This is a genomic window from Maricaulis salignorans (genome assembly GCF_900103475.1).
In the GTDB taxonomy this organism is placed as follows: domain Bacteria; phylum Pseudomonadota; class Alphaproteobacteria; order Caulobacterales; family Maricaulaceae; genus Maricaulis; species Maricaulis salignorans.
In genome coordinates this window covers 29,580-52,970 of record NZ_FNHG01000012.1, presented here as the reverse complement: position 1 = coordinate 52,970, position 23,391 = coordinate 29,580, and the positions used below count along the sequence as shown (strand labels likewise).

General features: G+C 63.3%; 21 protein-coding genes and 1 tRNA gene. 19 read left to right on the top strand and 3 right to left on the bottom strand.

Translation table 11 applies throughout. The annotated features are described in order from the left end of the window. Positions 1 to 47: 47 nt before the first annotated feature. Positions 48 to 314 carry a hypothetical protein gene (locus BLT42_RS10270; RefSeq protein WP_091770440.1) on the bottom strand — a complete coding sequence of 89 codons (267 nt, stop codon included), beginning with the start codon at positions 312 to 314 and terminating at the stop codon, positions 48 to 50. A 269-nt stretch (positions 315 to 583) separates the two neighbouring features. Here BLT42_RS10270 and BLT42_RS10265 point away from each other — a divergent pair. From BLT42_RS10265 to BLT42_RS10170, 19 genes are all read left to right on the top strand, one after another. After that, positions 584 to 674, top strand: a tRNA-Ser gene (locus tag BLT42_RS10265). Between the two features lie 334 nt (positions 675 to 1,008). Further along, complete coding sequence (locus BLT42_RS15235; protein ID WP_233342427.1) at positions 1,009 to 1,578, top strand: hypothetical protein; 570 nt, start codon at positions 1,009 to 1,011, stop codon at positions 1,576 to 1,578. After that, a complete protein-coding gene (locus tag BLT42_RS10255) occupies positions 1,575 to 2,483 on the top strand; it encodes an RHS repeat-associated core domain-containing protein (RefSeq protein WP_233342426.1) in 909 nt (302 codons plus the stop codon). The genes BLT42_RS15235 and BLT42_RS10255 overlap by 4 nt, the downstream gene beginning before the upstream one ends. Before the next feature lie 408 nt (positions 2,484 to 2,891). After that, complete coding sequence (locus BLT42_RS10245) at positions 2,892 to 3,587, top strand: IS6 family transposase (RefSeq protein WP_091770431.1); 696 nt, start codon at positions 2,892 to 2,894, stop codon at positions 3,585 to 3,587. A 396-nt stretch (positions 3,588 to 3,983) separates the two neighbouring features. Then, positions 3,984 to 4,613 carry a MotA/TolQ/ExbB proton channel family protein gene (locus BLT42_RS10240; RefSeq protein ID WP_091770429.1) on the top strand — a complete coding sequence of 210 codons (630 nt, stop codon included), beginning with the start codon at positions 3,984 to 3,986 and terminating at the stop codon, positions 4,611 to 4,613. A gap of 10 nt (positions 4,614 to 4,623) precedes the next feature. Continuing rightward, positions 4,624 to 5,022 carry an ExbD/TolR family protein gene (locus BLT42_RS10235; RefSeq protein WP_091770427.1) on the top strand — a complete coding sequence of 133 codons (399 nt, stop codon included), beginning with the start codon at positions 4,624 to 4,626 and terminating at the stop codon, positions 5,020 to 5,022. Next, on the top strand, positions 5,019 to 5,435 hold the full coding sequence (locus tag BLT42_RS10230; RefSeq protein WP_091770425.1) for an ExbD/TolR family protein: 417 nt from the start codon (positions 5,019 to 5,021) through the stop codon (positions 5,433 to 5,435). Before BLT42_RS10235 ends, BLT42_RS10230 begins: the two co-directional genes overlap by 4 nt. Continuing rightward, positions 5,428 to 6,255 carry an energy transducer TonB gene (locus tag BLT42_RS10225; RefSeq protein WP_091770423.1) on the top strand — a complete coding sequence of 276 codons (828 nt, stop codon included), beginning with the start codon at positions 5,428 to 5,430 and terminating at the stop codon, positions 6,253 to 6,255. The genes BLT42_RS10230 and BLT42_RS10225 overlap by 8 nt, the downstream gene beginning before the upstream one ends. A gap of 16 nt (positions 6,256 to 6,271) precedes the next feature. After that, positions 6,272 to 8,599 carry a TonB-dependent receptor gene (locus BLT42_RS10220; protein ID WP_091770421.1) on the top strand — a complete coding sequence of 776 codons (2,328 nt, stop codon included), beginning with the start codon at positions 6,272 to 6,274 and terminating at the stop codon, positions 8,597 to 8,599. 99 nt (positions 8,600 to 8,698) lie between these two features. Then, on the top strand, positions 8,699 to 9,382 hold the full coding sequence (locus tag BLT42_RS10215) for a Fe2+-dependent dioxygenase (protein ID WP_091770419.1): 684 nt from the start codon (positions 8,699 to 8,701) through the stop codon (positions 9,380 to 9,382). A 459-nt stretch (positions 9,383 to 9,841) separates the two neighbouring features. Next, on the top strand, positions 9,842 to 10,963 hold the full coding sequence (locus BLT42_RS10210) for an efflux RND transporter periplasmic adaptor subunit (protein WP_091770510.1): 1,122 nt from the start codon (positions 9,842 to 9,844) through the stop codon (positions 10,961 to 10,963). Continuing rightward, complete coding sequence (locus BLT42_RS10205; protein WP_091770417.1) at positions 10,960 to 14,079, top strand: efflux RND transporter permease subunit; 3,120 nt, start codon at positions 10,960 to 10,962, stop codon at positions 14,077 to 14,079. The genes BLT42_RS10210 and BLT42_RS10205 overlap by 4 nt, the downstream gene beginning before the upstream one ends. A 91-nt stretch (positions 14,080 to 14,170) precedes the next feature. After that, positions 14,171 to 15,256 (top strand): aromatic ring-hydroxylating oxygenase subunit alpha, encoded by a 1,086-nt coding sequence (locus tag BLT42_RS10200; RefSeq protein ID WP_091770416.1) that lies wholly within the window; start codon positions 14,171 to 14,173, stop codon positions 15,254 to 15,256. A gap of 3 nt (positions 15,257 to 15,259) precedes the next feature. Further along, positions 15,260 to 16,585: an APC family permease gene (locus BLT42_RS10195; protein ID WP_091770414.1), complete on the top strand. Its 1,326-nt coding sequence runs from the start codon at positions 15,260 to 15,262 to the stop codon at positions 16,583 to 16,585. 39 nt (positions 16,586 to 16,624) lie between these two features. Next, positions 16,625 to 17,362: an ABC transporter ATP-binding protein gene (locus BLT42_RS10190; protein WP_233342425.1), complete on the top strand. Its 738-nt coding sequence runs from the start codon at positions 16,625 to 16,627 to the stop codon at positions 17,360 to 17,362. Positions 17,363 to 17,376: 14 nt separating this feature from the next. Further along, positions 17,377 to 19,749, top strand: a complete 2,373-nt coding sequence (locus tag BLT42_RS10185) for an ABC transporter permease (RefSeq protein WP_176780330.1) — start codon at positions 17,377 to 17,379, stop codon at positions 19,747 to 19,749. A 6-nt stretch (positions 19,750 to 19,755) separates the two neighbouring features. Further along, positions 19,756 to 20,973, top strand: coding sequence for an efflux RND transporter periplasmic adaptor subunit (locus BLT42_RS10180; protein WP_091770409.1), 1,218 nt, complete (start codon positions 19,756 to 19,758; stop codon positions 20,971 to 20,973). Positions 20,974 to 20,982: 9 nt separating this feature from the next. After that, entirely contained in the window at positions 20,983 to 21,654 is a 672-nt protein-coding gene (locus BLT42_RS10175; protein WP_091770407.1) for a DNA-3-methyladenine glycosylase I, read from the top strand. A gap of 134 nt (positions 21,655 to 21,788) precedes the next feature. Then, on the top strand, positions 21,789 to 22,379 hold the full coding sequence (locus BLT42_RS10170) for a hypothetical protein (protein ID WP_091770405.1): 591 nt from the start codon (positions 21,789 to 21,791) through the stop codon (positions 22,377 to 22,379). A gap of 24 nt (positions 22,380 to 22,403) precedes the next feature. On the opposite strand, the gene map is transcribed toward BLT42_RS10170, so the two are convergent. Then, complete coding sequence (map, locus tag BLT42_RS10165) at positions 22,404 to 23,177, bottom strand: type I methionyl aminopeptidase (RefSeq protein WP_091770403.1); 774 nt, start codon at positions 23,175 to 23,177, stop codon at positions 22,404 to 22,406. Continuing rightward, on the bottom strand, positions 23,174 to 23,386 hold the full coding sequence (locus BLT42_RS10160) for a ParD-like family protein (protein ID WP_091770401.1): 213 nt from the start codon (positions 23,384 to 23,386) through the stop codon (positions 23,174 to 23,176). Before BLT42_RS10160 ends, map begins: the two co-directional genes overlap by 4 nt. Positions 23,387 to 23,391: the final 5 nt, after the last annotated feature.

Below are 23,391 nucleotides of genomic sequence, written 5' to 3'. Positions count from 1 at the left end.
TTCGATCAACGAACCGGGCATTGCTGTGAGCGCAATCGGCAGATTGGCTAGAGGCCGAATTCGCCGCACTCATACAGGACCCAGAAGCCTTCTTCGATGCAGACAACACCAATGCATTGGTTGGTGAAGGGTGAGGTCTCGACCCAGCAATTGTCGGGAACAGTATTGGCCCGCCCTGTCCGGTAGGCCTGAAGCTCGGCAGCGCTGAGCATGCGCGGCTGGGGCGCGTCCGCAGACGCGAGGGCATCGCCGCCAGAGGCAATCGCCGACGGCCCCGCGACCAGCGCCAGGGCAGCAACCACGCCAGCCATCATGAGAGATTTTCCTGAGATCATGAGATTTCCCCTATATCCATAGATTGAACAAAATCAGGCTTCACCACCTTTGCGTGTGAGTCAATCAAAAGCTGGCGAAAATATTACGGGCCCGTCCGGCCCCACCCCGTCTGACCCCGCCGGAGCGGCGCCAGGCCCGTTGCCAGGCGAGCCATTGCGGGTCTCGCGCACCGCGCCCCTGCAATCGGATCGCAAATCGCCGCAACTCGCGCTTGATAGCCCCGCCGGGGCATTCTAAACCCGCAGGTGGAGAGGTGGCCGAGTGGTCGAAGGCGCTCCCCTGCTAAGGGAGTGTACGCCAAAAGCGTACCGAGGGTTCGAATCCCTTCCTCTCCGCCACTACCCCCAATCGCCAAACCTCGACACCGGTCCCGGACTGCGGCCACTCGGCGCCGTCGGCGATCGAGCCTGCGCCGGCCGGGAGTGTCACCCTGTTTGCCACTGATCTGCCCTGGACTCGCCGCTGGCTCACCGCAGATGTGCCGTTGATGATGCGCCGGCATGCGCTTCAGTTGCTGAAACTTCGCCTGCGACACTTGAAAACCCCTCGTAAAAACAACCGCATATCGATTTCGCATTCTGCCTTGAACCCGTCCTCATAATGTCCGCACTTGCCGCATCGCGACCATCCCCCCCAGTATAACCGCGCCCGGAATTGCGTGGACAGGCAGGGTTGGGCGATGGATCGCCAGACAATCGGGACACAAGCAACCGGTCCGCCGCCGGTGCCAGCGAGAGCTGGGACTTCGACAGCGCCAACTCGGTGCGCACTGACGAGCCGACCAATACCGTCAATCAATACGATACCGTCTCGCTGACAGGATCGGCGGGCGCATCGAGCTGGTCGCTCACCTATGACGGCAGCGACAATCTCTCCGGCGACGGCACGCGCTTTTTCAATCACGACACCCGCAACCGGCTGACCGGCATCGCCGAGCCGGGCCAGACCACCACCTATCAATATGACGTGATCGGCCGGCGCATCGGCAAGAGCCTCAATAGCGGTGCCAGCTGGACCGGCTATGTGCATGCCGGCGGCATGGAGATCGGCGAGGTCAATGCGGCCGGGCAGTACCTGGTGCGCTATGTGCCCGGGCCCGGCATCGATCAGCGCGAGACGATGATCGTCACCGACCCGGCCACGGGCGCGGCGCTGACCCGCCAGTACTATCACGCCAACCGGCTCGGCCGCATTTTTCTAAATCTGTCCGTCCTCACCCCCTTGCGCGGGCTGCGGGCGTGACGGGGATCGCCCTGTCCAACCAGCAATCGGGCGCCCTCACCGACCAGTATGTCTACACCCCCTATGGCGTCGAAGCCCCGCTCGCCACCTCCGGCAATCCCTTCCGCTATACCGGGCGGCGCTTCGACGCCGAGAGCGGGCTGTATTACTACCGCGCCCGCTATTACTGGCCCCAGATCGGGCGGTTTCTGGAGACCGATCCGATTGGCTATGCGGACCAGATGAATCTGTATGCCTATGTCGGGAATAATCCGTTGAATCTCACCGATCCTACGGGGGAGCAGTCGCAGTACCGCACTGTTTACCAGATGTACAAAAACCGCGTTCACTACTCCGCCCTCATTGGGGCAAGCATCGGAGCAGGAATCGCCGCCGCGAATGGGGCCGATGGGACTGACATCGCGATCACCGCATTCGGTGACGGAATGACAGCGGGACTCGTGGCATATAATCCAGCACTAACGGTGCGAACAGCCTACTTCAATGGTGCATTTAAGAGCATCGCGAGTGATTTTGCACATGGCGAACTCTCCCCAGAGTCAGCTACCGACGCGATAGCGGCGGCAGTCTCTGAAGTCGCGGGCGCGAAAGCCGGTGTAATGTTCAGTGAAATTGGAGGTAGATTGATTGGTGGTGCACTTGGAGAGGCGTTGCGGGGAACGCATCTAGATGAAGGGCTTGCGGCGGCACTAGGCGCAGAGGCGGGGCAATTGACGTTAGACCAGCTGGCCGAGCCCGGTATCTCCTTTCTGACGCAGATTGAGCCGGTTAGCGGATATCTGATGGGCTCTGGAAGTTCCGCCAACACATATAATGGGATTCGCGCGCCCAACGTCGAGGATATCAACATAAACCCTTCCGCGGACATCTTGGATTGCACGCGGGATCGGTCATCTTGCCAGTAGGGAGCGGTTATGCGGATATTGTTGTACCCCTTGATTTTAGTTGCCGGAATCTATGCCGTCTTGTTCGTGCCATATGATATTTTGGTGGGAAGCTTAGGTCTGGGGATGCGAGAAACACGAGGGGTCTGTCTTTTCGGTGCCCCTAACTGCGAGGCCTATTGGCGATCAGTGGGGAGCTTCTCCGTGATTGCGTATGTTTCGATGTTGGTGATCGCACTAGTTGCGCTCCAATTGAGAGCGAAGAGGCCGGATACGTCGGATGATCATGACAGCGAATAGATAAATGCAAAAAAATAGATGGTGACAGGCACCTATTAATCCGGTGCGGGCGGCCACCCAGGGCGGCGCTGGGTCCTGTCAGAAGAACTTCGCCTTGAGCGCGGCGACGTAGTTCCCTAGCCTCCCCCAATGCGTAATCCGTTCAAATATTTCAAGACTTCGCCCGAGATCATCCGCCTTGCCGTGATGATGTACATCCGGTTTCCACTCTCGCTCCGAAACGTCGAGGACCTGCTCCACGAGCGCGGGATGGATATCACGCACGAAACGGTGCGCTTCTGGTGGAACCGTTTCGGTCCCATGTTTGCGGCGCAGATCCGGAAGCGGCGAGTTCAGAACCAAAATCACTCAAACTGGGCGTGGCATCTCGACGAGGTCTTCGTCAAAATCAACGGTGAGCTTCACTATCTCTGGCGCGCCGTCGATCACGAAGGCGAGGTGCTTGAGGCCTATGTCACCAAGCGGCGTGATCGCCATGCTGCGCTGAGATTTTTGCGCAAAGCCATGAAGCGCTACGGCAATCCACATGTGGTCGTGACCGATCGGCTCGGGTCCTACAAGGCTGCCATGAAACTGGTCGGCAATGCCGGCCGCCAGGAGACCGGGCGCTGGCTCAACAACCGTGCGGAAAACTCCCACCTTCCCTTTAGGCGAAAGGAACGCGCCATGGGCAAGTTTCGCAGCTTCGAGACCTTGCAGAAATTCGTTTCAGCCCAATCATCCGTCCACAATCACTTCAGCCACGAACGTCACTTAAACCGCAGAGAAACGTTCAAGCAATGCCGGTCCGTCGCCCTGGTCGAATGGCGTCAACTTGAAGCCTGAGTTAAGGTCGGTGGTCGATTTCGGAGACCGGTTCGCGTTCGTCTGACAGTACCTGCCGCCGCAAGTAGGATCGCCCCAAGAGCATAGATTTTCCAGCGCCCGACCGTCGCGACCTAAGGTATACATATGGGCTGCACCGGTAAACCTCGAGAAAAATACCGTTTCAAATAAACGGGGACACTCACCATTTATAGCGCTCCAACCACGCGAACTCATTGGCTTTTTTGAAAATCCCCGCCCCGGAACCGGGCCGGCGCGCGCGGCACCCGCTCGAAATACTCCGGTATAATTGCCCGATCGGCCATCGTGCTGCCCTGCCCTGAACAACAAACTTGACCCCGGATCAACAATGCGACTTATTCGCATTCACAAACTCCAAGGGTTGAGGGCAGGCGTATGGCGATGGATCTGGTTCCGGTTTGGCTGGTGCAGGGCGGTTGGGTGATCTGGATTCTGGCCGTCGGGTCGGTCGTCTCGATCGCGGCTATTCTCTATGTTTTTGCGCGTCATTCCGCGGCGAAACTCGCCCTCAATTCGCGCCGGACCGAGGCCCTGCTCGCCACGGTGCTCGGCCCCGAAGGCAATGTTGCGCGGGCGCCCTATGAAGTGCTGGCGGCAATGGCGAGCAAGCTGCACCGCGCCGGCACGCCGCGTCAGGATATCCTCGACGAGCTGACCATATTGGCGACCGAGCAATTGAATGATTTGCGCACCGGTATGCGCCTGCTCGAAGTGATAGCCGGCGCGGCACCGCTGATGGGCCTGCTGGGCACGGTGCTCGGCATGATCGAAGCCTTCAAACAGCTGGAAATGGCGGGCAGCCAGATTGATCCATCCGTGCTGTCGGGCGGTATCTGGCAAGCCCTGCTGACGACCGCTGCCGGTCTCATCGTGGCGCTGCCGGCGCTGATCGCCTGGCATCATTTTGATCGCGGCCTGGAGAATGCCCGCATCGCGATGAATGCGCTTCTGGCGCGGATCTCAAATGCCTTGCGCGCCCGTGAGCGCGCCGGTTCCGCCCGCTAGGGCCGGCGCCATGATCCCCGAATCCACCTCAAGGCGCAAACCCGCCACCGGCCTGACGCCGCTGATCGATGTCGTCTTCATCTTGTTGATTTTCTTCATGCTTGTGGTGCAATTCAGTGAGTATCAGCAAGTGCCGATGACGGTGGTGACGACGACAACGGCGCCCGTCCAGGACAATCAGGACAACTGGATCATCACCCTTAACGGGGATGGCGCCTGCCGCCTGCGCCAGACCGACCTGTCCTGCGAGGCGGCCCTGTCAGCCCTGCCCGACAGCCTGGCCAATCCGGTCGTGCTCGGGATGGCCGATACGGCAAAGCTTGGCGATGCGATCGACCTTCAGACCCGTCTGATCGAGCGCGGCTATGAGGTCAGTTTCGGCCTGGCGGGCGAGGCACCGCAGCCATGAGTGCCGGCGCCGATTTCATCGCACGCCATGATACGCGCCGGCCACCGGTTGAGGCGGCGCTACCGTTGATCAATATCGTCTTCCTTTTGCTCATCTTTTTCCTGATGGCCGGCAGCATGCAATCGCCGATCGAGAAGTCGATCATGGCGCCGACCCAGGCGGTCAGTTTCGATGATGTCGAATTTGCCCCTGCCGACTGGCTCTATCTCGCGGCCGATGGACGATTGGTGTTTCGTGGCGATACCGTTGAAATCACTGACATTACCGGCACGTTGATCGAGCGGCGCGGCGTCCTGTTCGCTGATGCCGAGGCGTCGGGTGCGCGGATCAATGCGTTGTTGCGGGCCTATGAGACCGCCGGCTCGCAGGGGATTTTGCTGATCACGGCCCGCGAGACGCCCGCCGATGGATAAGGTCTCCGCCCTTCTTGCCGCTATCCTGCTGCATGCTGCCGGTCTGACAGCCATTCTCCTGCTGTCCGCCCCCGCTGGCATTGCCATACCGGAGGGCGGCGCCGAGACGGCCGCGCCGGCGGCGATGCGCCAGGTCAATCTGGTGCGTTTCACCCCGCCCGCGGCTCCGGAAGCCGCACCTCAGCCGGTCGAGGCGGAGATCATTCCGGTCGATGCCCTGTCGGACACAATTCGTCCCGAGACGGTGGCGCCGCGCCCGGAGCCGGTCCGACCGGCACCGCCCCCCCGTCCCGAGCCCGAGCCCGAACCTGAGCCGGAACCAGAGCCTGCGCCCGAGCCCGTTCAACCGGTCGAGCCCCTGCCCGACGCCGACACCCCGCCTGATCCCGCCGCCACATCTACAGACGGCCAGAGCCAGCCCGGCAGCGCACAGCCAGCCGGGCCGGCCACCTCCGAGGCAACAAGCCCGGAAGCCTCCGCCAGGCAGGGCGCGCGTTCCGGCCGCGAAGGCCGCCGCGCGGCGCGCGAGCAGCAGGACTATATCCGCGCCCTGATGGCAGCGCTGGTCGAGCATCGCGTCTATCCGCCCGAACTGATGCGCGCCCATGTCGAAGGCATTGTCCGCGTCCGGTTCACGATTGATCGCGAGGGCCATGTCCTCTCGGCGGAACTGGCAGAAACCTCCGGCCATGCGGGCCTCGACCAGGCCGCCCTCGCCGTGCTTCAGCGCGCCAGCCCCCTCCCGCCGATTCCCGACTCCATGGGTCTGGAACGGCTCACCATCACGCTTCCCATCGAATTCTCACTCATCACCAACTGATTATCCGGAGACTCCAATGACCCGTACATCCCCTGCTATCCGGCGCCCCGTCAGCCTGCGCCACCCCGCCCCGACCAAGGCCGGCAGCCATAAGGCCATGCTGGCGCTAGGTGCCTCGGCCATGCTGCTGGGCGGCCAGGCCATGGCGCAACAATCCTCCGAGGAAGGCACGCTCGAGCTCGACACGCTGCGGATCGAGGAGCGTACGCTCGACACCAATCCCTATGCGGAAGACGGCGTGCCCTACAAGGCGCGCATCTCCGGCGACAGCCGCCGCACCGAAACCATCGCCGAGACCCCGGCGACGATCAGCGTCCTGACCCAGACGGCGATCCAGGAAGCGGGCACCACCGATCTGCGCGAAACCCTCGACCGCCAGCCGGGCATCACGTTGGGCACGGGCGAAAACGGCAATGCCTTTGGCGACCGCTATGTCATCCGTGGTCATGAAGCGCGCAGCGATGTTTTCGTCGACGGTCTGCGCGATCCGGGCATGACGATCCGCGAAAGCTTTGCCGTCGAGCAGATCGAGATCACCAAAGGCCCAAGCTCGACCTTTGCCGGGCGCGGCTCGACCGGCGGGGCGATCAACTCGATCACCAAACAGGCCGGCCTGGAGTATGATTTCAACAATCTGGAAATCGGCATCGGCACGGATGGCTATCGCCGTTTCACGCTCGATTCCAACATGCCGCTGACCGACACCGTCGCCCTGCGGGCCAATCTCCTGCACGCCTATGAGGAAGTGCCCGATCGCGGCCCGGCCGAGCGTGAACGCAATGGTGCCGCCCTGTCACTCGCCATCGAGGCCAGCGATACGCTGAACTTCGTCGCCGATTACTATTTCCTCGATGCCTCGGGCGATACCGATCTGGGGACCTATATCATTCCCGGAGGCGGCGCGCCGGTCGACGATATCCCGGTCTATCTGCAAAACGAGGACTTCCTGGAATCGACGGTGAATGTCTTCACCTTCCGCACAAGCTGGCAACCGGCTGACAATCTGCGCATCGAGAATGCGCTGCGCTATGGCACGACGGAGAACGGCTATGTCGTCACCGGCGCACGTGGCACGGATCGTCACGCGACCGATCCCGATGCACCGGGCGCCCCGACGATCGGCCTGAGCACCCACCAAGGCTGGCAGGAGGTCGAATACCTCGTCAACCAGGCCAATGCCTTCTGGGATACTGAGCTGGCCGGCCTGTCGCACAGCTTCGTGTTTGGCGTCGAATATTCCGATCTCAGCGTGGTCAATGGCGTCTATGACATCAACAATACCGGCGCGACCAATTGCGTCACCTCCGGCCGTGGCGGCGCGTCTCCGAATTACTGCATGGTCGACGCCAATGGCGATACGGTCGCCAATCTGGGCACTCTGATGGGGCGCGATATCAGCCGCGGCGTCCAGGATTCGGACTATAATGTCGACACGCTCTCGCTCTATGCGATGGACACGGTCGATCTGACCGATCGCCTCTCGCTCTTCGCCGGCGTGCGTCTGGACAGTTTCGATTATACCAATGGCGTGACCCGGGGCGGCACAACCACGTCCTATGATTATTCCGACGAATTGTGGAATGGCCATATCGGTCTGGTCTATGACGTCACCGAGGACGCCAATATCTATCTGAGCTTCTCGACCTCAAGCAATATCAATGGCGGCGAGTCCGATGTTGGCGGCAGTTGTGGTTATGGCGGGCTGTGCGGCACGCCGGACCAGGTCGTGCTGAGCGAACCGGAAGACACGCTCAATATCGAGCTCGGCAGCAAATGGAGCTTCTATGACGACCAGCTCCTGTTCACCGTCGCGGCCTTCCAGATCACCAAGAGCAATGTGATGGAAAATGTCGGCAGCGATTATGAGGCGCTGGGCACGCTCAATACCGGCGAAAACCAGGTCACCGGGATCGAATTCGGCCTCGTCGGCAATATCACTGACGAGCTCTCGGTCCAGTTCGGCGCCGCCTTCATGTCCTCGGAAGTGACGGAATCGATTACCGCCTCCCAGATCGGTGGCACGCTGAGCAATTTTGCCGATAACAGCGCCTATCTGCAGCTGCGCTACCAGGCGACACCGCAACTCTCCTTCGGCGGTGCCGTCACCTATTCCAGCGAGATGTTTTCGGGCCAGCCCGATTCCGCTGGCGGCAGCTATGAAATCCCGGCCTATACGGTGCTCGACGCCTTCGCGACCTGGGAATTCACCGAACAGACAAGCGTGCGCCTGAATGTCGGCAATCTCACCGACGAGAATTACTACACGGCGGCTTATCGCAGCGGCGCCTTCACCTATATCGGTGATGCCCGCAATGTCCGCCTGACCCTCGTCTCGTCCTTCTAACCCCTGGCGGGTGTCGGCCAGCGCCCTGGCGCTGGTTGACACCCGCAGCCGGCTTGCCGATGACTGGCATCATCGCGGGCCGCACCGGATTTCTTTGCCATGCTGATCATCATCGAAAACGTGCTCGACAAGGCCGGCGTCCAGGCCCTGCGCGAACGGCTCGACCAGGCCGAGTGGGTCGATGGCAAGGCCTCGGCCGGCTCCGTCTCCCAGGCCGTGAAGCGCAATCGCCAGCTCGACCAGAACAGCGACACCGCCATCGCGCTCGGCAATCACATTCTGGGCATTCTCGGCCGCCATCCGACCTTCATTTCTGCTGCCCTGCCGCAGAAAATCTACCCACCCATGTTCAATAATTACGCCGGCGGCGGCACTTATGGCGCCCATATCGACAGCGCCATCATGCATGTTGATCGCGCCAATATGACCGTGCGCACGGATCTGTCCGCCACCCTCTTCCTGACCGAGCCGGAAGACTATGACGGCGGCGAACTCGTGATCGAAACCAGTTATGGCGCCCAGGCCGTCAAGCTCGCCGCCGGCGATCTTGTGCTTTACCCGGCTACCAGCCTGCACCAGGTCACGCCGGTCACACGCGGGGCCCGCATCAGCTCATTTTTCTGGATCCAGAGCATGGTCCAGGACGGCGCCCGGCGCGAAATGCTCTATGATCTCGACAGCACGATCCAGCAACTGCGCCAGGAGCATGACGATAATGACCCTCGCCTCAACAGCCTGACCGGTATTTATCACAATCTGATGCGCCAATGGGCGGTGGTCTAGCGCGCCCCGTGTCGGCGCTCCGCCCGTCTCAGGCGGAGCGGCCCGCGAATGCGAAATAATTGCGCCCGGTCAAAGCGATACCCGTGAACCCGTCCGCGAGCCGGCCAATGCCGGGATCACGATAATGTGTTGAATTCCTGATCGCGAACAATGCCGGGCCGGGCCCGCCTCACGCGGCGCCCGGCGGCGCGGCACGAAGCGACGCATCGGGCAGATACGGCCCTTTGGTGCGGCCGCCCAAACCGCAGACAGGCAGGCAGGCCATGCGGTTCGCAACGCGCCCGCAGCGATGCGCTTCATCAAGGAGCATTTCAACAGTGCCGGGAAAACGATCCGATCATCATGATTGAGCGTAATACCACAGACTCACGCGTGTAAGATGCGGCACCGGCCCCCATTGCCAGCAAGGCTTTGACCTCTTACCAGACTGAGCTGAAACATCGCCTGCTGGAGTTTTTGATGCGCCGTTACAGTTTTTTGATCGCCGCCATGCTCGTCTTCGCCCTGATGACCGGGATCGTCGCATTCCGTGTGCTCTCGGGCGGCGGCGCGGACCAGGGCCGAATGCAGCGCCCCATGGTCCCCGTGGCGGCCTATAGCGTGGCGCAATTCGAGTTCGCGGACATTGTCGAAGCCCTCGGCACAGCGCGCTCCCGGGAGAGTGTGACGGTTTCGGCGCGGGTCTCCGACACCATCTCGGTGATCAATTTCGACAGCGGCCAGCAGGTTGAAGCCGGCGACATCCTGATCGAACTGACCGATACCGAAGAAGCCGCCGGCCTGCGCGAGGCCCGCACGACTTTGCGCGAAGCCAGTCGCGACCTGACACGGGTCAATGATCTCATCGCCCGCGGCGTCGTTCCGCAACAGCGCCAGGACGAGGCGCGCGCCGGCGTGGACCGCGCCCAGGCACGGGTCGCCTCGATCGAGGCCCAGTTGGCGGACCGCATCGTGCGTGCGCCCTTTTCCGGCGTGGTCGGCCTGCGTGAAGTGAGCCTGGGCGAACTGATCCGTCCCGGTGATCCGATCACCACGCTCGACGACATCAGCGCCATCCGGCTCGACTTCACCGTGCCGGAACGTTTCCTGGCCACGATCCGCCCCGGCATGGTGATTGCCGCGACCACCAACGCCTATCCCGACCAGGTCTTTCTCGGCACGATTTCCCAGATCGACAGCCGGGTTGATCCGATCGCCCGCGCCGTCATCGTGCGCGCCGAAATCGATAATCCCGATGGCCGCATCCTGCCGGGCCAGCTGATGGTGGTGGAAGTGCGTCGCGATATCCGCAACAGCCCTGCCGTGCCAGGCTCGGCGGTCACCCGCTATCTCGACGAGAGTTTTGTCTATGTGCTCGAGGAAGAGGGCGAAACCGCGACCGTGCGTCAGCGGACCGTCGAACTGGGCCTGCGCTCCGGCGATGTCGTCGAGGTCACTGCCGGGCTGGAACCGGGCGAGGTGATCATCGCTGAAGGTGTGCACCGGGTGCGCGACGGCATGCCCGTCACCATCGCGGCGCGCCGCGAATACGGCAGTGGCGGCGGCGGGTCCGCCAGCCCGGCAGCGGTGACCCGGCCATGACGCTCTCCGATATCGCGGTCCGCCGCCCCGTCCTCGCCTTCGTCGCCAGCGCGATGATCGTCGTCTTTGGTATTCTGGGCCTGCGCGCCCTGCCGCTGCGCGAACTGCCCGATGTCGACCAGCCCATCGTCTCGGTCTCGGCCAGCTATCCCGGCGCCAATGCCGAAGTGGTCGAAAACCGCGTCACCCAGGTCATCGAGGATCAATTATCGGGCATTGATGGTGTCGACACCATCACCTCCTCCTCGCGGGACGGCAATGCCCGCATCTCCATCACCTTTGCCCTGAGCCGCAATATCGAAGCGGCGGCCAATGATGTCCGCGATGCGGTCTCACGTATCGTCGACCGCCTGCCGCCCGATGTCGAGGAGATCGAGGTCCGCAAGCAGGACAGCGATGCCCGCCCCTTCCTGTGGCTGTCCCTGATGTCAGACCGGCTGACCTCGGAGGAATTGTCCGACTATGCCGACCGGGTTCTGCTTGATCGTTTCAGCGTCATTGACGGTGTCGCCCAGGTCCGCATTGGCGGCCAGCGGCGCTATGCGATGCGGATCTGGCTCAACCCGCAAGCCATGGCAGCACGCGGCATCACCGTCGCCGATATCGATTCCGCGCTGCGAGCCCAGAATATCGAGGTTCCCGGCGGCTCCGTCGAGACGGCCGACACCGAAATCGTGGTCCGCGTTGAACGCCTGTTCGGTGATCCCGACAGTTTTGCGCGCCTGCCCATCCGCGCCGGAGATGCCGGCCATGTGGTACGCCTCGGCGAGATATCCGATGTTGTGCTGGAAGCGGAGGAATCGCGCACCCTGTTCCGCGGCAATGGCCAGAACATGATCGGACTGGGCTTCGTGCGTCAGAGCCAGGCCAATTCGGTTGATGTCGCCCGGCGCATCAGCGAACAGGCCGAACGCGTCGCCGCCGGCCTGCCTGAAGGCATGCAGCTGATCAAGGCTTCCGACGACACCGTTTTCATCGAGGAATCGATCAAGGAAGTCTGGCGCACCCTGGCGGTCGCCGCCACGCTGGTCGTGCTGGTCATCTATCTCTTCCTCGGCAGTTTTCGCGCCGCCATCATCCCGGCCGCGGTGGTTCCGGTCTGTTTGATCGGTGTCTTCGCCATCCTGTCGATGGCCGGATTCTCGATCAATATCCTCACCCTGCTCGGCCTGGTGCTGGCTATCGGCCTGGTGGTCGATGATTCCATCGTCGTGCTGGAAAATATCCAGCGCCGGATCGATCTCGGCGAAGGCCCGGCCCTGGCGGCCCTGCGCGGCGGACGACAGGTCTTCTTCGCCGTTATCGCGACCACGGCGGTCCTGATCGCGGTCTTTGTACCGCTGGTCTTCCTGCCCGGTTTCATCGGCCGTCTCTTCACCGAACTCGCCCTGACCATTGCCAGCGCCGTGATCCTGTCCTCCTTCGTGGCGCTGACCCTGTCGCCGATGATGGCCTCCAAACTCCTGCGCCCGGCCCGCGAAGCGCGCGGTCTGGCCAAATGGGTCAACCAGATCGTCAATGCGACGCGTGACAGCTATCGCCGCAGCCTCGAACTCGTCATCAAGATGCCCGTACTGGTGCTGCCGGTGATTGCCGTCGCGCTGGCCGGGTCTGGCGTGCTGCTCGACCGCCTGCCGTCGGAACTGACACCGCCGGAAGACCGCGGCTCCTTCTTTGGCCGGTTCAGCGGTCCGGAAGGCGCGAGTTTCGACTATATGGCGGATCAGGCCGGCGCCGTTGAGAACGTGATGCTGGACTATCTGGAGGCGGGCGAATTGCGCCGCACCCTCGTCATTTCGCCCGGCTGGGGCGGTGGCGGCTATAATTCCGGATTCGTCATCGGCACCATGGTCGACTGGGACGACCGCCGTCCCGGCGGCGAAATCCTCGACGAGATCAATGGACGCCTCGGTCAGCTGACCGGCGTGCAGGCCTTCGCCTCGATGCGCTCCTCGCTCGGCGGCGGTGGCGGCGGCGACGATATCCAGTTCGTGCTGCAGGGTCCCGAATACGAAGTGCTCGACGCCGAGGCTGAACGCCTGCTCGCCGCGATTGGCGCCTCCAATCCCAATCTCGTCCGGGCGCGCAAGGATTATCAGCCCAACAGCCCGCGTCTGGTGGTCGATATCGACCGCGAACGCGCCGCCGCACTCGATGTCTCCATCGCTGCCATTGGCCAGACCTTGCAGACCCATCTCGGCTCGCGCCGGGTCGGTCAATTCATTGATCGCGGCGAGGCCTATAATGTGATCATGGAAAACCGGCGCGAAGACCGGTCCAGCGCCGGCGATCTGGAATCGCTCTATGTCTCCGGACGCGGCGGCCAGCTCATCCCGCTGTCCAACCTGGTCAGTGTCCGCGAGGTTGGCGAGGCCTCTTCGCGCAACCGGGTCGACCGGCAGCGCTCGATCACTGTTTCGGCCACGCTGGCCGATGGCTATACGCTCGGTGACGCCGTCGCCTGGCTCGATGACTGGTCCGCGCGCGAACTCGCACCGGGTCTGTCGACCAGCTATCTCGGCGGCGCCAAGGAATTCCTCAACGCCAATTCGGCGATGCTGTTTGCCTTCGGCATGGCGCTGTTGATCGTCTTCCTGGTGCTGGCGGCGCAGTTTGAAAGCCTGATCCAGCCGCTCGTCATCATGCTGACCGTGCCGCTCGCCGTCGTCGGCGGCCTGTTCGGGCTGGAACTGGTCGGATCCAGTCTCAATATCTATTCGCAGATCGGTCTGGTCATCCTGATCGGCCTGGCGGCCAAGAACGGTATCCTGATCGTCGAATTCGCCAATCAGCTGCGCGAGGAAGGCCGCGACCTGCTCGAGGCGACGCTGGAATCCGCGACCACCCGTTTCCGCCCCATCCTGATGACCGGCATCTCGACCGCGATCGGCGCCTTCCCGCTGGTGATCGCTTCGGGCCCCGGCGCGGAAAGCCGCATCACCATCGGTATCGTCATCTTCACCGGCGTCACCGTCGCCACCCTCTTCACCCTGTTCGTGGTGCCGATCGCCTATGCCACGCTGGGCCGTTTCACCAAGACGCCGAACTGGATGTCGAAACAGCTCGAGGCCCAGGCGCAGGAAGCCGGCGTCGATGTGTCGGTGGTGGCGGAATAGAGCGGCGGTCAGGCCAACCCGAAGACGCTGCCGTCCGGGCCGGGTCGTCAAACCCCTTGCCGCCATCGGCCGCCGCCCCTAACGTCCTGCAATGCGCGCCAAAAACACTCCGGCATCGACAGATCCACGCCTGCGGCCGCAGGCGCTCGATCAGGCCTCCGCCCTCGCCCCGGACTTCTATTCAGGCGAGCACTGGCTGACGGCCGACCAAGCGCAAGTGCTGGAGCCGGGCTGGCAGATCCTGTGCCCGGCATCGGCCGTGGCCGAGCCGGGCGATCATGTCGTGCGCACGCTCGGGCGTGTGCCGGTGCTGATCGTGCGGGCAAGCGACGGGGCGCTCAATGGTTTCGTCAATGTCTGCCGCCATCGCGCCGGCCCGCTCGCGACCTGCGACGGCAAGGGCGCCAAGCGACTGCGCTGTGCCTATCATGGCTGGACCTATGATCTGGACGGGCAATTGCGCACCGCGCCGGAGATGCAGGACGCCGCCGGTTTCGATCGCGACGGCATCCGCCTGGCACCGGTCGAACTGCACCAATGGCAGGGCATGGTCTTCGCCCGCGCCGGGACCGGCGGGCCCGACTTCGACACGCTGACGGCCGGCATCGACGCCCTTACCGCGCCCTATGATCTGGCCGGCATGCGCCATCATCACAGCCGTATCTACAAGGTCGCCGCCAACTGGAAGACCTATGTCGACAATTACCTCGAAGGCTATCACCTGCCCTTCGTGCATCCCGGTCTGAGCGGTGTTGTCAGCTATCCGCAATACAGGACCGAGCTGGCGCCATTCTGGTCGCTGCAGCGCGCACCGGTGAGCGACCCCAACGGCATTTATGCCGATGGAGAGGCGCTGTATTTCTTCATCTATCCCAACACCATGCTGAATATCCTGCCCGGCCGGATGCAGACCAATCGCGTCGTGCCTGACGGGCCGGCGCATTGCCGGATCGAGTTTGACTTCTATTACGCGCCCGGCCTTGAGAGCATGGCCGCCGCCGATGACGCCTTCTCCGACGAGATCCAGGACGAAGACCGGCTGATTTGCGAACGCGTCCAGCACGGGCTCGATAGCGGTGCCTACCGGCCCGGGCGGCTGTCGCCCAGCCAGGAGGCTGGCGTCTGGCATTGGCAGAATTTACTGCGCGGCGCCTATGCCCGCGCTGCGGGGGAATAGGGCATGGACAATTCAATCGAAGAGGCGTCACGGCCGCGCACGATCGGCTTCTGGGGCGCCTGGTCGCTGACGGTCGGGGTGATGATCGGCTCGGGGATATTCCTCCTGCCTTCGGTGATGGCACCCTATGGCCTGATGGGCTTCAGCGGCTGGGTTCTTACCGCGGCGGGCTCGATCATGCTGGCGCTGGTGATGAGCCGGCTGGCCCTGCGCACCACCCGCTCGGGCGGCCCCTATATCTATGCGCGTGAAGCCTTCGGCGACCTGCCCGGCTTTCTCGTCATCTGGGGGTATTGGGCCTCCTACTGGATCGCCATTCCAACCGTCGCCATCGCCTTTGTCGGCTATCTCGCCGTCTTCTTCCCGGCGCTCAGCCAGGCCCCCATTGCCCAGGCCGGCGTGGCGCTTGGCCTGATCTGGCTGCTCGGCATCGTCTCGCTGCGCGGCGTGCGCGAGGCGAGCCTGGTCCAGCTCGGCATGACGCTCCTGAAACTCCTGCCCATCCTGGCCATAATCGGCTATGGCGCGGTGGCCGGCCAGGTCGAAAACCTGCCCGATTTCAATCCGTCGGGGCAGCCTTTCCTGCCGGTTCTCGCAACCACGGCGCTGTTGACCATGTGGGCGTTTTCCGGCCTCGAATGCGCCACCATCCCGGCCGGCGATGTCCGCGATCCGCAAAAGACGATCCCGCGCGCCACCCTGATCGGCACGATCACCGTCGCCATCGTCTATATCGCCTCGACCGCGGCCGTGATGCTGCTGGTTCCGGCCTCGGAACTCGTCGACTCAACCTCACCCTTCTCGGACGCCGCGCGCGGACTGGGACCCTGGGCCCCGAAAATGGTCGCCATCGGCGCCTTGATCTCGACGGCGGGCTGTCTGAACGGACTGATCTTCATTGCCGGGCAATTGCCGATGGCCGTCGCGATCGACAAGCTCGCACCGAAGGCCTTCGCCAAGCGCAATTCCGGCGGCGCGCCACAGCTTTCCCTGCTGGTCTCGCTGATCCTGGCCTCGGCGCTCCTGCTCGCCAATTTCTCCGGCGAGCTGATCGACACGTTTGAATTCCTGTTGATGATGAGCACGGTCACCATACTCCTGCCGCTTCTGGTCAGCGCCCTCGCCGAGCTGCGCCACTCCTGGGCCACGGCACGCTCATGGGCGATCATTGCCATACTCGCGACACTCTATTCGGCCTTCGCCATCTATGGCTCGGGGCTGGAAGTGATGTTCTGGGGCATGGTGCTGATGCTGGTCGGTCTGCCGGTCTATGTGTTGGGGCGCCAGCGCAAGGTGGGCAAAGTGTCGCCTTCCGCACTGCTCGAATGACGGCTATCCAGAAGGCCTGACACGCCCGAGGGAGAGCGCATGTCGACGCCGAAAGCACCGATAGAGCCGATGGAAGGCCTGTGTTTTCGCACGCGTGGCCTGACCAAAACCTATGGCAAGGGCGCGGCCGAGGTGCAGGCCCTGCGCGGCGTCGATCTGGAACTGCCCGATGGCGAGCTCGTCGTCGTGCTCGGCGCCTCGGGCAGCGGCAAGTCGACCTTCCTCAACATTATCGGCGGGCTCGACAAGGCAACCAGCGGCGAGGTCTTCTTCCGCGGCCGCGATATCGGCCATGCCAGCCGCCAGGAGCTGACGCAATACCGGCGCCGCAATGTCGGCTTCGTGTTCCAGTTCTACAATCTCATGCCCTCCCTGACGGCCTGGGAGAATGTCGCCCTGGTGACCGAGATCGCCGACAATCCCCTCACCCCGGACGCCGCGCTGGAGATGGTCGGGCTAAAGGAACGGCAAAGCCATTTCCCGGCCCAGATGTCGGGCGGCGAGCAACAACGCGTCGCGATTGCCCGCGCCATTGCCAAACAACCCTCCGTCCTGCTGTGCGACGAACCGACCGGGGCGCTCGATTCAGCGACAGGAACGCGGGTGCTCGAAGCCCTCAAAACCGTCAATGACACGCTGAACGCCACCACGCTGATCATCACCCACAATGCCGGCGTCGCGGCGATGGCCGACCGGGTCGTGATTTTCGCCGATGGCGCGGTGCGCGAGGTGAAGATCAATACCAATCCCAAAAACCCCAAAGACATCACATGGTAGGCGGGGGCGGACTCTTGAGCTGGCTTTCCGTGCTTGATCGCAAGCTCTGGCGCGACCTGTGGGGGATGAAGACCCAGGCGCTGGCGATCGCCTTCGTCATCGCCGGCGGCGTCTCGGTGCAGCTCCTCTCGACCGGCATGCTCAACTCGCTGCAGGAGACACGGCGGGCCTATTATGAGCGCTATCTGCTCGCCGATATCTGGGCCCCTGTGGTGCGCGCGCCGCAAGCCCTGCTGAGCGATATACGCGGTCTCGACGGCGTGCAGGCAGCCGAGACGCGCATCCGTGCCGGCGCCCTGTTCGACATGCCCGGAATGAGCGAACCAGCCTCTGGCGAAATCCTCTCCCTGCCTGATATCGGCCTGCCCTCGGTCAACCAGCTCTATCTCACCCGCGGCCGCACGCCCGAGGTCGACCGCAGCGATGAGGTCGTGGTGCTGGAAAGCTTTGCCACAGCGCATGAGCTGCAGATCGGCGATACCGTCGCGGCGACCATTCACGGCCGCCGCGCCCGCCTGGTGATTGTCGGGATCGGACTCTCGCCCGAGCATGTCTACACCATCGCACCGGGCGAGATCGTGCCCGATGACCGGCTGTTCGGCGTGATGTGGATGGGGCGCCAGGCGCTGGCGCGCGCCGTCGACCAGGACGGGGCTTTCAATGAAGCGGTGGTGCGGCTGTCACACGGAGCCAGCCAGGCCGCGGTGATCGCCGAGCTCGACCTCCTGTTCGAACCCTTTGGCGCGCCGGGTGCCTATGGCCGTGACGAACAGATTTCCGATGTCTTCGTCTCCAGCGAAATCGATCAATTGCGCACGATGGGCAATGTCCTGCCGCCGATTTTCCTGCTGGTGGCGGCCTTCCTGGTCAATATCGTCATCTCGCGCCTGATCGCTGTGCAACGCGCCGGGATCGGCCTGCTCAAGGCGTTTGGCTATCGCGATGACGAGGTCGGCTGGCATTACATGAAACTGGTCGCCGTGATTGGCCTGGCCGGGCTGTTGATCGGTGGCGGGCTGGGGATCTGGCTCGGGCGCGAAATGGCGATCATGTATACACAATACTATCGCTTCCCCTTCCTGGTCTTCAACGCCGATCCGCGCACCTATGCCATCGTCATTGCCGTCACTGCGGCCGCGATTCTCGGCGGGGCCGCGATGGCCGTGCGACGCGCCGCCAGTCTCAATCCTGCCGATGCGATGACCCAGCCACCGCCGCCGGACTATTCCAAGGCGGCCGGAATGGGCATTACCCGCTGGCACCGGATCGACCAGCAAACCCGGATGATATTGCGTCAGATCATCCGCTGGCCCGTCCGCGCCGCCCTCACCGTGGCCGGCGTCGCCGCATCGGGCGCCCTGCTGATCGGGACCATGTTCTTCATCGATTCCATGAGTGTGATGATGGATGGTTTCTTCAATGTTTCCAATCGCTACGACGTGTCTGTTAGCTTCGTACAGCCACGCTCGCGTGCCGCCTATCATAGCATTGAACGCATGCCCGGCGTGCTCGCCGCCGAACCCTTTCGCGCGGCCTCGGCCCGCCTGCGTCACGGCAATCTGGAGGAGCGCGCGGCGCTGATCGGCTCGCCACCCGATCCGCAATTATCGCGCATGGTCGATGCGCAATACCGCACCGTTTCGCCGCCGCCGGGCGGACTCGTCCTGTCGCAGGATCTGGCCATCAAGCTGGATGTCGAGGCGGGCGACATGCTGGAAATCCACATCGCTGAGGGCCGCCGGCCGGTGCTGCACGTGGCCGTCTCTGCCGTCACGACGACGTTGATCGGTTCGGGTGCGCAAATGCGGATCGGTGATCTCAATGCCCTGCTCGGCGAAGGTGATGTGGTGTCGGGGGCCTATCTCATCGTCGATCCCGATCAGGTCGATACACTCTACAATGCCCTCAAATCCGTGCCGCTGGTCGCCGGCACCGGCCTGCAGGCCCTGGCGGCACAGAATCTCGATGATCTGATGCAGCAAAATCTCGGCACCGCGATCTGGATCTATACCGGTTTTGCCGGACTGATTGCGCTGGGTGTGATCTATAACAGCGTGCGCATTTCCTTCGCCGAGCGTCAGCGCGAACTCGCCTCCTTGCGCGTGCTCGGTTTCACCGTCGCCGATGTCTCCTATATCCTGCTCGGCGAGGTGGCGTTTCTGACGCTGCTGGCCCTGCCGGTCGGCGCTGCGGCAGGGACGGGAATGGCCTGGTATCTGGCGCAGGCGATGAGTTCGGAGCTGTTCCGACTGCCCTTCGTGATCAGTCTCTCGACCTTCGGTCTCGCCGGAGCATTGCTGATCGGGATCACGATCGGTTCGAGCCTTCTGGTGCGCCACCAGATCCAGCGGCTCGACATGGTCGCCGTGTTGAAAACAGGGGAGTAACGGGTTTTGAAAATCGCCGGACTGACACTCAATTTCCGCACCGTCTTCTGGGCCATGGCCGGGATTACGCTGGCCGTGCTGCTGGTCCTGGCCTTCCGGCCGCAGCCCGTACTGGTTGATCTGGCCGAAGTGAGCCGCGGCGCGCTCACGGTCAGCGTCCGCGACGAGGCCCGCACGCGGGTGCGCGAGGTCTATGTCGTTTCCGCACCGCTGGGCGGACGCCTGCTGCGGGTCAATCACCATGCCGGCGACAGTGTTGCCGCCGGTGATGTACTGGCCACCATCCTGCCCGGCGATCCAGCCCTGCTTGATGCGCGTTCCCAGGTCGAGGCGCGCGCTGCCGTGCGATCAGCCGAGGCCGCCCTCGCCTTCGCCAATGCGGAGACCCAGCGCGCCGCCCTGGAATATGAATATGCCCGCACCGAAGCCGAACGCATCGAGACCCTGTTTGGCACCGGCGTCGCCTCCCAGGGGGCTGTCGACCGCGTCCGGCTGACCCGCCGCACGGCCTATGCCGGCCTTAATACGGCGCGCGCCAATGTCGCCCGCGTCGAGGCCGAGCTGGAAGCCGCGCAGGCCCGCCTGAGCCGCCCCGGCGATGACGCTGCCAATGGCGGTCTGGTGGAGATCCGTGCGCCGATCGGTGGCCGCCTGCTGCGCGTGCTGCAGGAGAGCGAGAGCATTGTCGCACCGGGCACGCCGGTGCTGGAAATGGGGGATCCGGCCGATCTGGAAATCGTCGTCGAATTCCTCTCCACCGATGCGGTGCAGATCCATGAAGGCGATGCCGCCGAGATCAGTGCCTGGGGTGGCAGCGGCACGCTGCGCGGTCGCGTGCGCAGGATCGAGCCCTATGGCTTCATCAAGGTCTCCGCCCTGGGCGTTGAGGAGCAGCGCGTCAATGTCATTATCGATCTGCTCGACGAACCCGCCCAATGGTCCGCCCTGGGCCATGGCTATCGCGTCGAGGCGGCGGTGACGATCTGGCGTCAGGAGGATACGGCCCAACTGCCCGTCGCGGCGCTGTTCCGCTCGGAAGGTCAATGGGCCGTCTACCGCGTTGAAGAGGGCCGCGCGGCACTGACGCCAATCGAGATCGGCCAGGAGAATGGCCGCATGGCGCAAATTATCTCCGGCCTCGAGGCCGGCGACAGCATCGTGATGTATCCCGGCCCGCAAATCCGCGACGGTGTCGCCGTCAAACGGCGCGAAGCGGAACTATAGGGGCTGATCATGCGCAGTTTCGATGAAATCTTCGCCATCGCCGCCGATCGCAAGGGCGGACCCGACGCACTGGAAGCCCTGCTCTCCAAACCGCTCCCCGCCGAGGAGCTCGCCTCCATCCCCGATGATCGCTGGCTGTCGATGATGGCGAAATGCCTGTTCCAGGCCGGTTTCCACTGGAAGGTGATCGAGGCGAAATGGCCCGGTTTCGAGGCCGCTTTCGAGGGTTTTGACCCACCGCGCGTGGCGTTTTACGGCGATGAGGAAATCGACCGGCTGCTCTCCGACACCGGCATTGTCCGCAATGGCGCCAAGATCATGGCCGTGATTGAAAATGCCCGCTTCCTCGCCGATCTCGCCGCCGAGCATGGCAGCGCCGCGAAATTCATCGCCGACTGGCCGGCGGATGATTTTATCGGCCTGATGGATGTCCTCGCCAAGCGCGGCTCACGGCTGGGCGGCGCCACCGGCCAGCGCGCCCTGCGCTGGATGGGCAAGGAGAGTTTCATCCTGTCGCAGGACGTCAGCGCCCGCCTGATCGCCGAGGGCGTGGTCGCCAAAGCGCCGACCTCGAAGCGCGACCTGGCGGCAGTGCAGGCGGCGTTCAATCGCTGGAAGGATCAGTCCGGGCGATCCTTGACAGAGATCAGCCGGGTCTTGTCGATGAGTGTGGGGCCGTAGAGGCCCAATCCCGACGCATCGCAAATATTTGATTTTGTTAGGCAGACGCGCGGTTACCAGTTACCGGTAGATCCATAGGGAAGGCACAGGACACTGTCCTGTGCCTTCAGTTTTATCCGACCCCAGGAGACGACATGACCGAGAACCGCCCCGGACGATCGGGCCTGCGCGCCATCGCGCGGTCGCTCGCAACCGCCGCCCTGGGGGCTTGTGCCCTGAGTGCCGCTGCCCAGGCCCAGGATGAATATATCTGGGTGCGCCAGAGCACACCGCCAGCCGATGCGGTCACCCCTCAGGGCCGCACCGACCGCACCCTGTGCCGCGCCACCGATAATCGGGTCAATCAGGCCTCCCGCGGGAGCTATTTGATCGGATGGTTTGACGGCACGAATTGCCTGGCCGACGAGTCTGGACGTGAGGTTTTTCCGGCCGCTTCGACCCAGCTTGAGTTTCTGGTTCCAACGCCGGGTCATTCCACGCATTGGATCGAGATGGGCGGGCGCGCCCGGCCCGATTGGCACACCGATGCCCTGTCCGGTGGCTATAGCGCGTACGGGGACCGGGACCTGCACATCTGCAGCGTGGCCGGCGGCACCGGCTCCATGCGATGGGGAATGGGCGGGGGTGCCGGGTATAGCTATTGCGATGCCTTCACCCCGAACCACCCCGGCGGCAATCAGCCGATTTACAAGCTGGTTGGCACGATCGTCTCGATTTACGACTAGGCCGGGGCTTGGCGCGCGAACGGCCTAGCTGGCCCTGCGCGCCGCTTCCTCGGGGCGGAGTGTCAGCACCGAAACACCGCTCGCTGTCACGGCGACGGTGTGCTCGAACTGTGCGGATAGCGAGCCGTCCTTCGTCACGACTGTCCAGCCGTCGGGCTCGGTCCGCACATAACGCCGACCATGATTGAGCATAGGCTCGATCGTGAACACCATGCCCTCGCGCAGGACAAGGCCGGTTCCGGGCTTGCCGAAATGCAGGACTTGCGGCTCCTCATGCATTTCGCGGCCAATGCCGTGACCGCAATATTCGCGCACCACGGAATAGCCATTGCGCTTGGCATGGCGCTCGATGGCCCATCCGATATCGCCCAGATGCGCGCCCGGACGGACCGCACCAATCCCCTTCCACATCGCGTCATGGGTGGTCTTGACGAGCCGGCGGGCGGCCGGTTTCACGGCGCCAACGAGATAGGTCTTGCTGGAATCCGCGATAAAGCCGTTCTTCTCGAGCGTAATGTCGAAATTGACGATATCGCCATCACGCAGCACATCCGATTTCGACGGCACGCCGTGGCAGACCACATGATTTATCGACGCATTCAACACGAATTCAAAGCCATACTGCCCCAGGCTGGCGGGCCGCGCCTCAAGGTCGTGGACGATATAATCCTCGACCAGTTCGTCGACCTGCAGGGTGGACATACCCGCCAGCGTCGTTCGGTCCAGCAGCCCGAAGACTGACGCCAGCAGACGGCCGGATTCGGCCATCAAGGCGAGCTCTTCAGACGTTTTGGTCATGCGGCGCTGGCGGTCAAAGGGTGAGGCTCGACACCGGCTGACTCCATTTCGCGTTTGATGATCTCGGTGAAGCCGAGCGTCGGACTGGCCTCGCACAGCATGCCGATCTTGATCCAGTAGGCGGCCTGCGCGTTGATCGAACGGCAGGAAACCTTGCTCGCCCTGCGCAGTTGATCGTGCAAATCATCATCAATATTCACGATACCCATCGCGG

What these genes read in the sequence shown, in the direction of transcription:
- BLT42_RS10270 (WP_091770440.1), bottom strand. Translation starts at nt 314, where the DNA reads ATGATGGCTGGCGTGGTTGCTGCCCTGGCGCTGGTCGCGGGGCCGTCG.
- BLT42_RS10170 (WP_091770405.1), top strand. Translation starts at nt 21,789, where the DNA reads ATGACCGAGAACCGCCCCGGACGATCGGGCCTGCGCGCCATCGCGCGG.
- BLT42_RS10205 (WP_091770417.1), top strand. Translation starts at nt 10,960, where the DNA reads ATGACGCTCTCCGATATCGCGGTCCGCCGCCCCGTCCTCGCCTTCGTC.
- BLT42_RS10240 (WP_091770429.1), top strand. Translation starts at nt 3,984, where the DNA reads ATGGCGATGGATCTGGTTCCGGTTTGGCTGGTGCAGGGCGGTTGGGTG.
- BLT42_RS10175 (WP_091770407.1), top strand. Translation starts at nt 20,983, where the DNA reads ATGCGCAGTTTCGATGAAATCTTCGCCATCGCCGCCGATCGCAAGGGC.
- BLT42_RS10210 (WP_091770510.1), top strand. Translation starts at nt 9,842, where the DNA reads ATGCGCCGTTACAGTTTTTTGATCGCCGCCATGCTCGTCTTCGCCCTG.
- BLT42_RS10225 (WP_091770423.1), top strand. Translation starts at nt 5,428, where the DNA reads ATGGATAAGGTCTCCGCCCTTCTTGCCGCTATCCTGCTGCATGCTGCC.
- BLT42_RS10220 (WP_091770421.1), top strand. Translation starts at nt 6,272, where the DNA reads ATGACCCGTACATCCCCTGCTATCCGGCGCCCCGTCAGCCTGCGCCAC.
- map (WP_091770403.1), bottom strand. Translation starts at nt 23,177, where the DNA reads ATGACCAAAACGTCTGAAGAGCTCGCCTTGATGGCCGAATCCGGCCGT.
- BLT42_RS10195 (WP_091770414.1), top strand. Translation starts at nt 15,260, where the DNA reads ATGGACAATTCAATCGAAGAGGCGTCACGGCCGCGCACGATCGGCTTC.
- BLT42_RS10215 (WP_091770419.1), top strand. Translation starts at nt 8,699, where the DNA reads ATGCTGATCATCATCGAAAACGTGCTCGACAAGGCCGGCGTCCAGGCC.
- BLT42_RS10230 (WP_091770425.1), top strand. Translation starts at nt 5,019, where the DNA reads ATGAGTGCCGGCGCCGATTTCATCGCACGCCATGATACGCGCCGGCCA.
- BLT42_RS10245 (WP_091770431.1), top strand. Translation starts at nt 2,892, where the DNA reads ATGCGTAATCCGTTCAAATATTTCAAGACTTCGCCCGAGATCATCCGC.
- BLT42_RS10235 (WP_091770427.1), top strand. Translation starts at nt 4,624, where the DNA reads ATGATCCCCGAATCCACCTCAAGGCGCAAACCCGCCACCGGCCTGACG.
- BLT42_RS10190 (WP_233342425.1), top strand. Translation starts at nt 16,625, where the DNA reads ATGTCGACGCCGAAAGCACCGATAGAGCCGATGGAAGGCCTGTGTTTT.
- BLT42_RS10160 (WP_091770401.1), bottom strand. Translation starts at nt 23,386, where the DNA reads ATGGGTATCGTGAATATTGATGATGATTTGCACGATCAACTGCGCAGG.
- BLT42_RS10200 (WP_091770416.1), top strand. Translation starts at nt 14,171, where the DNA reads ATGCGCGCCAAAAACACTCCGGCATCGACAGATCCACGCCTGCGGCCG.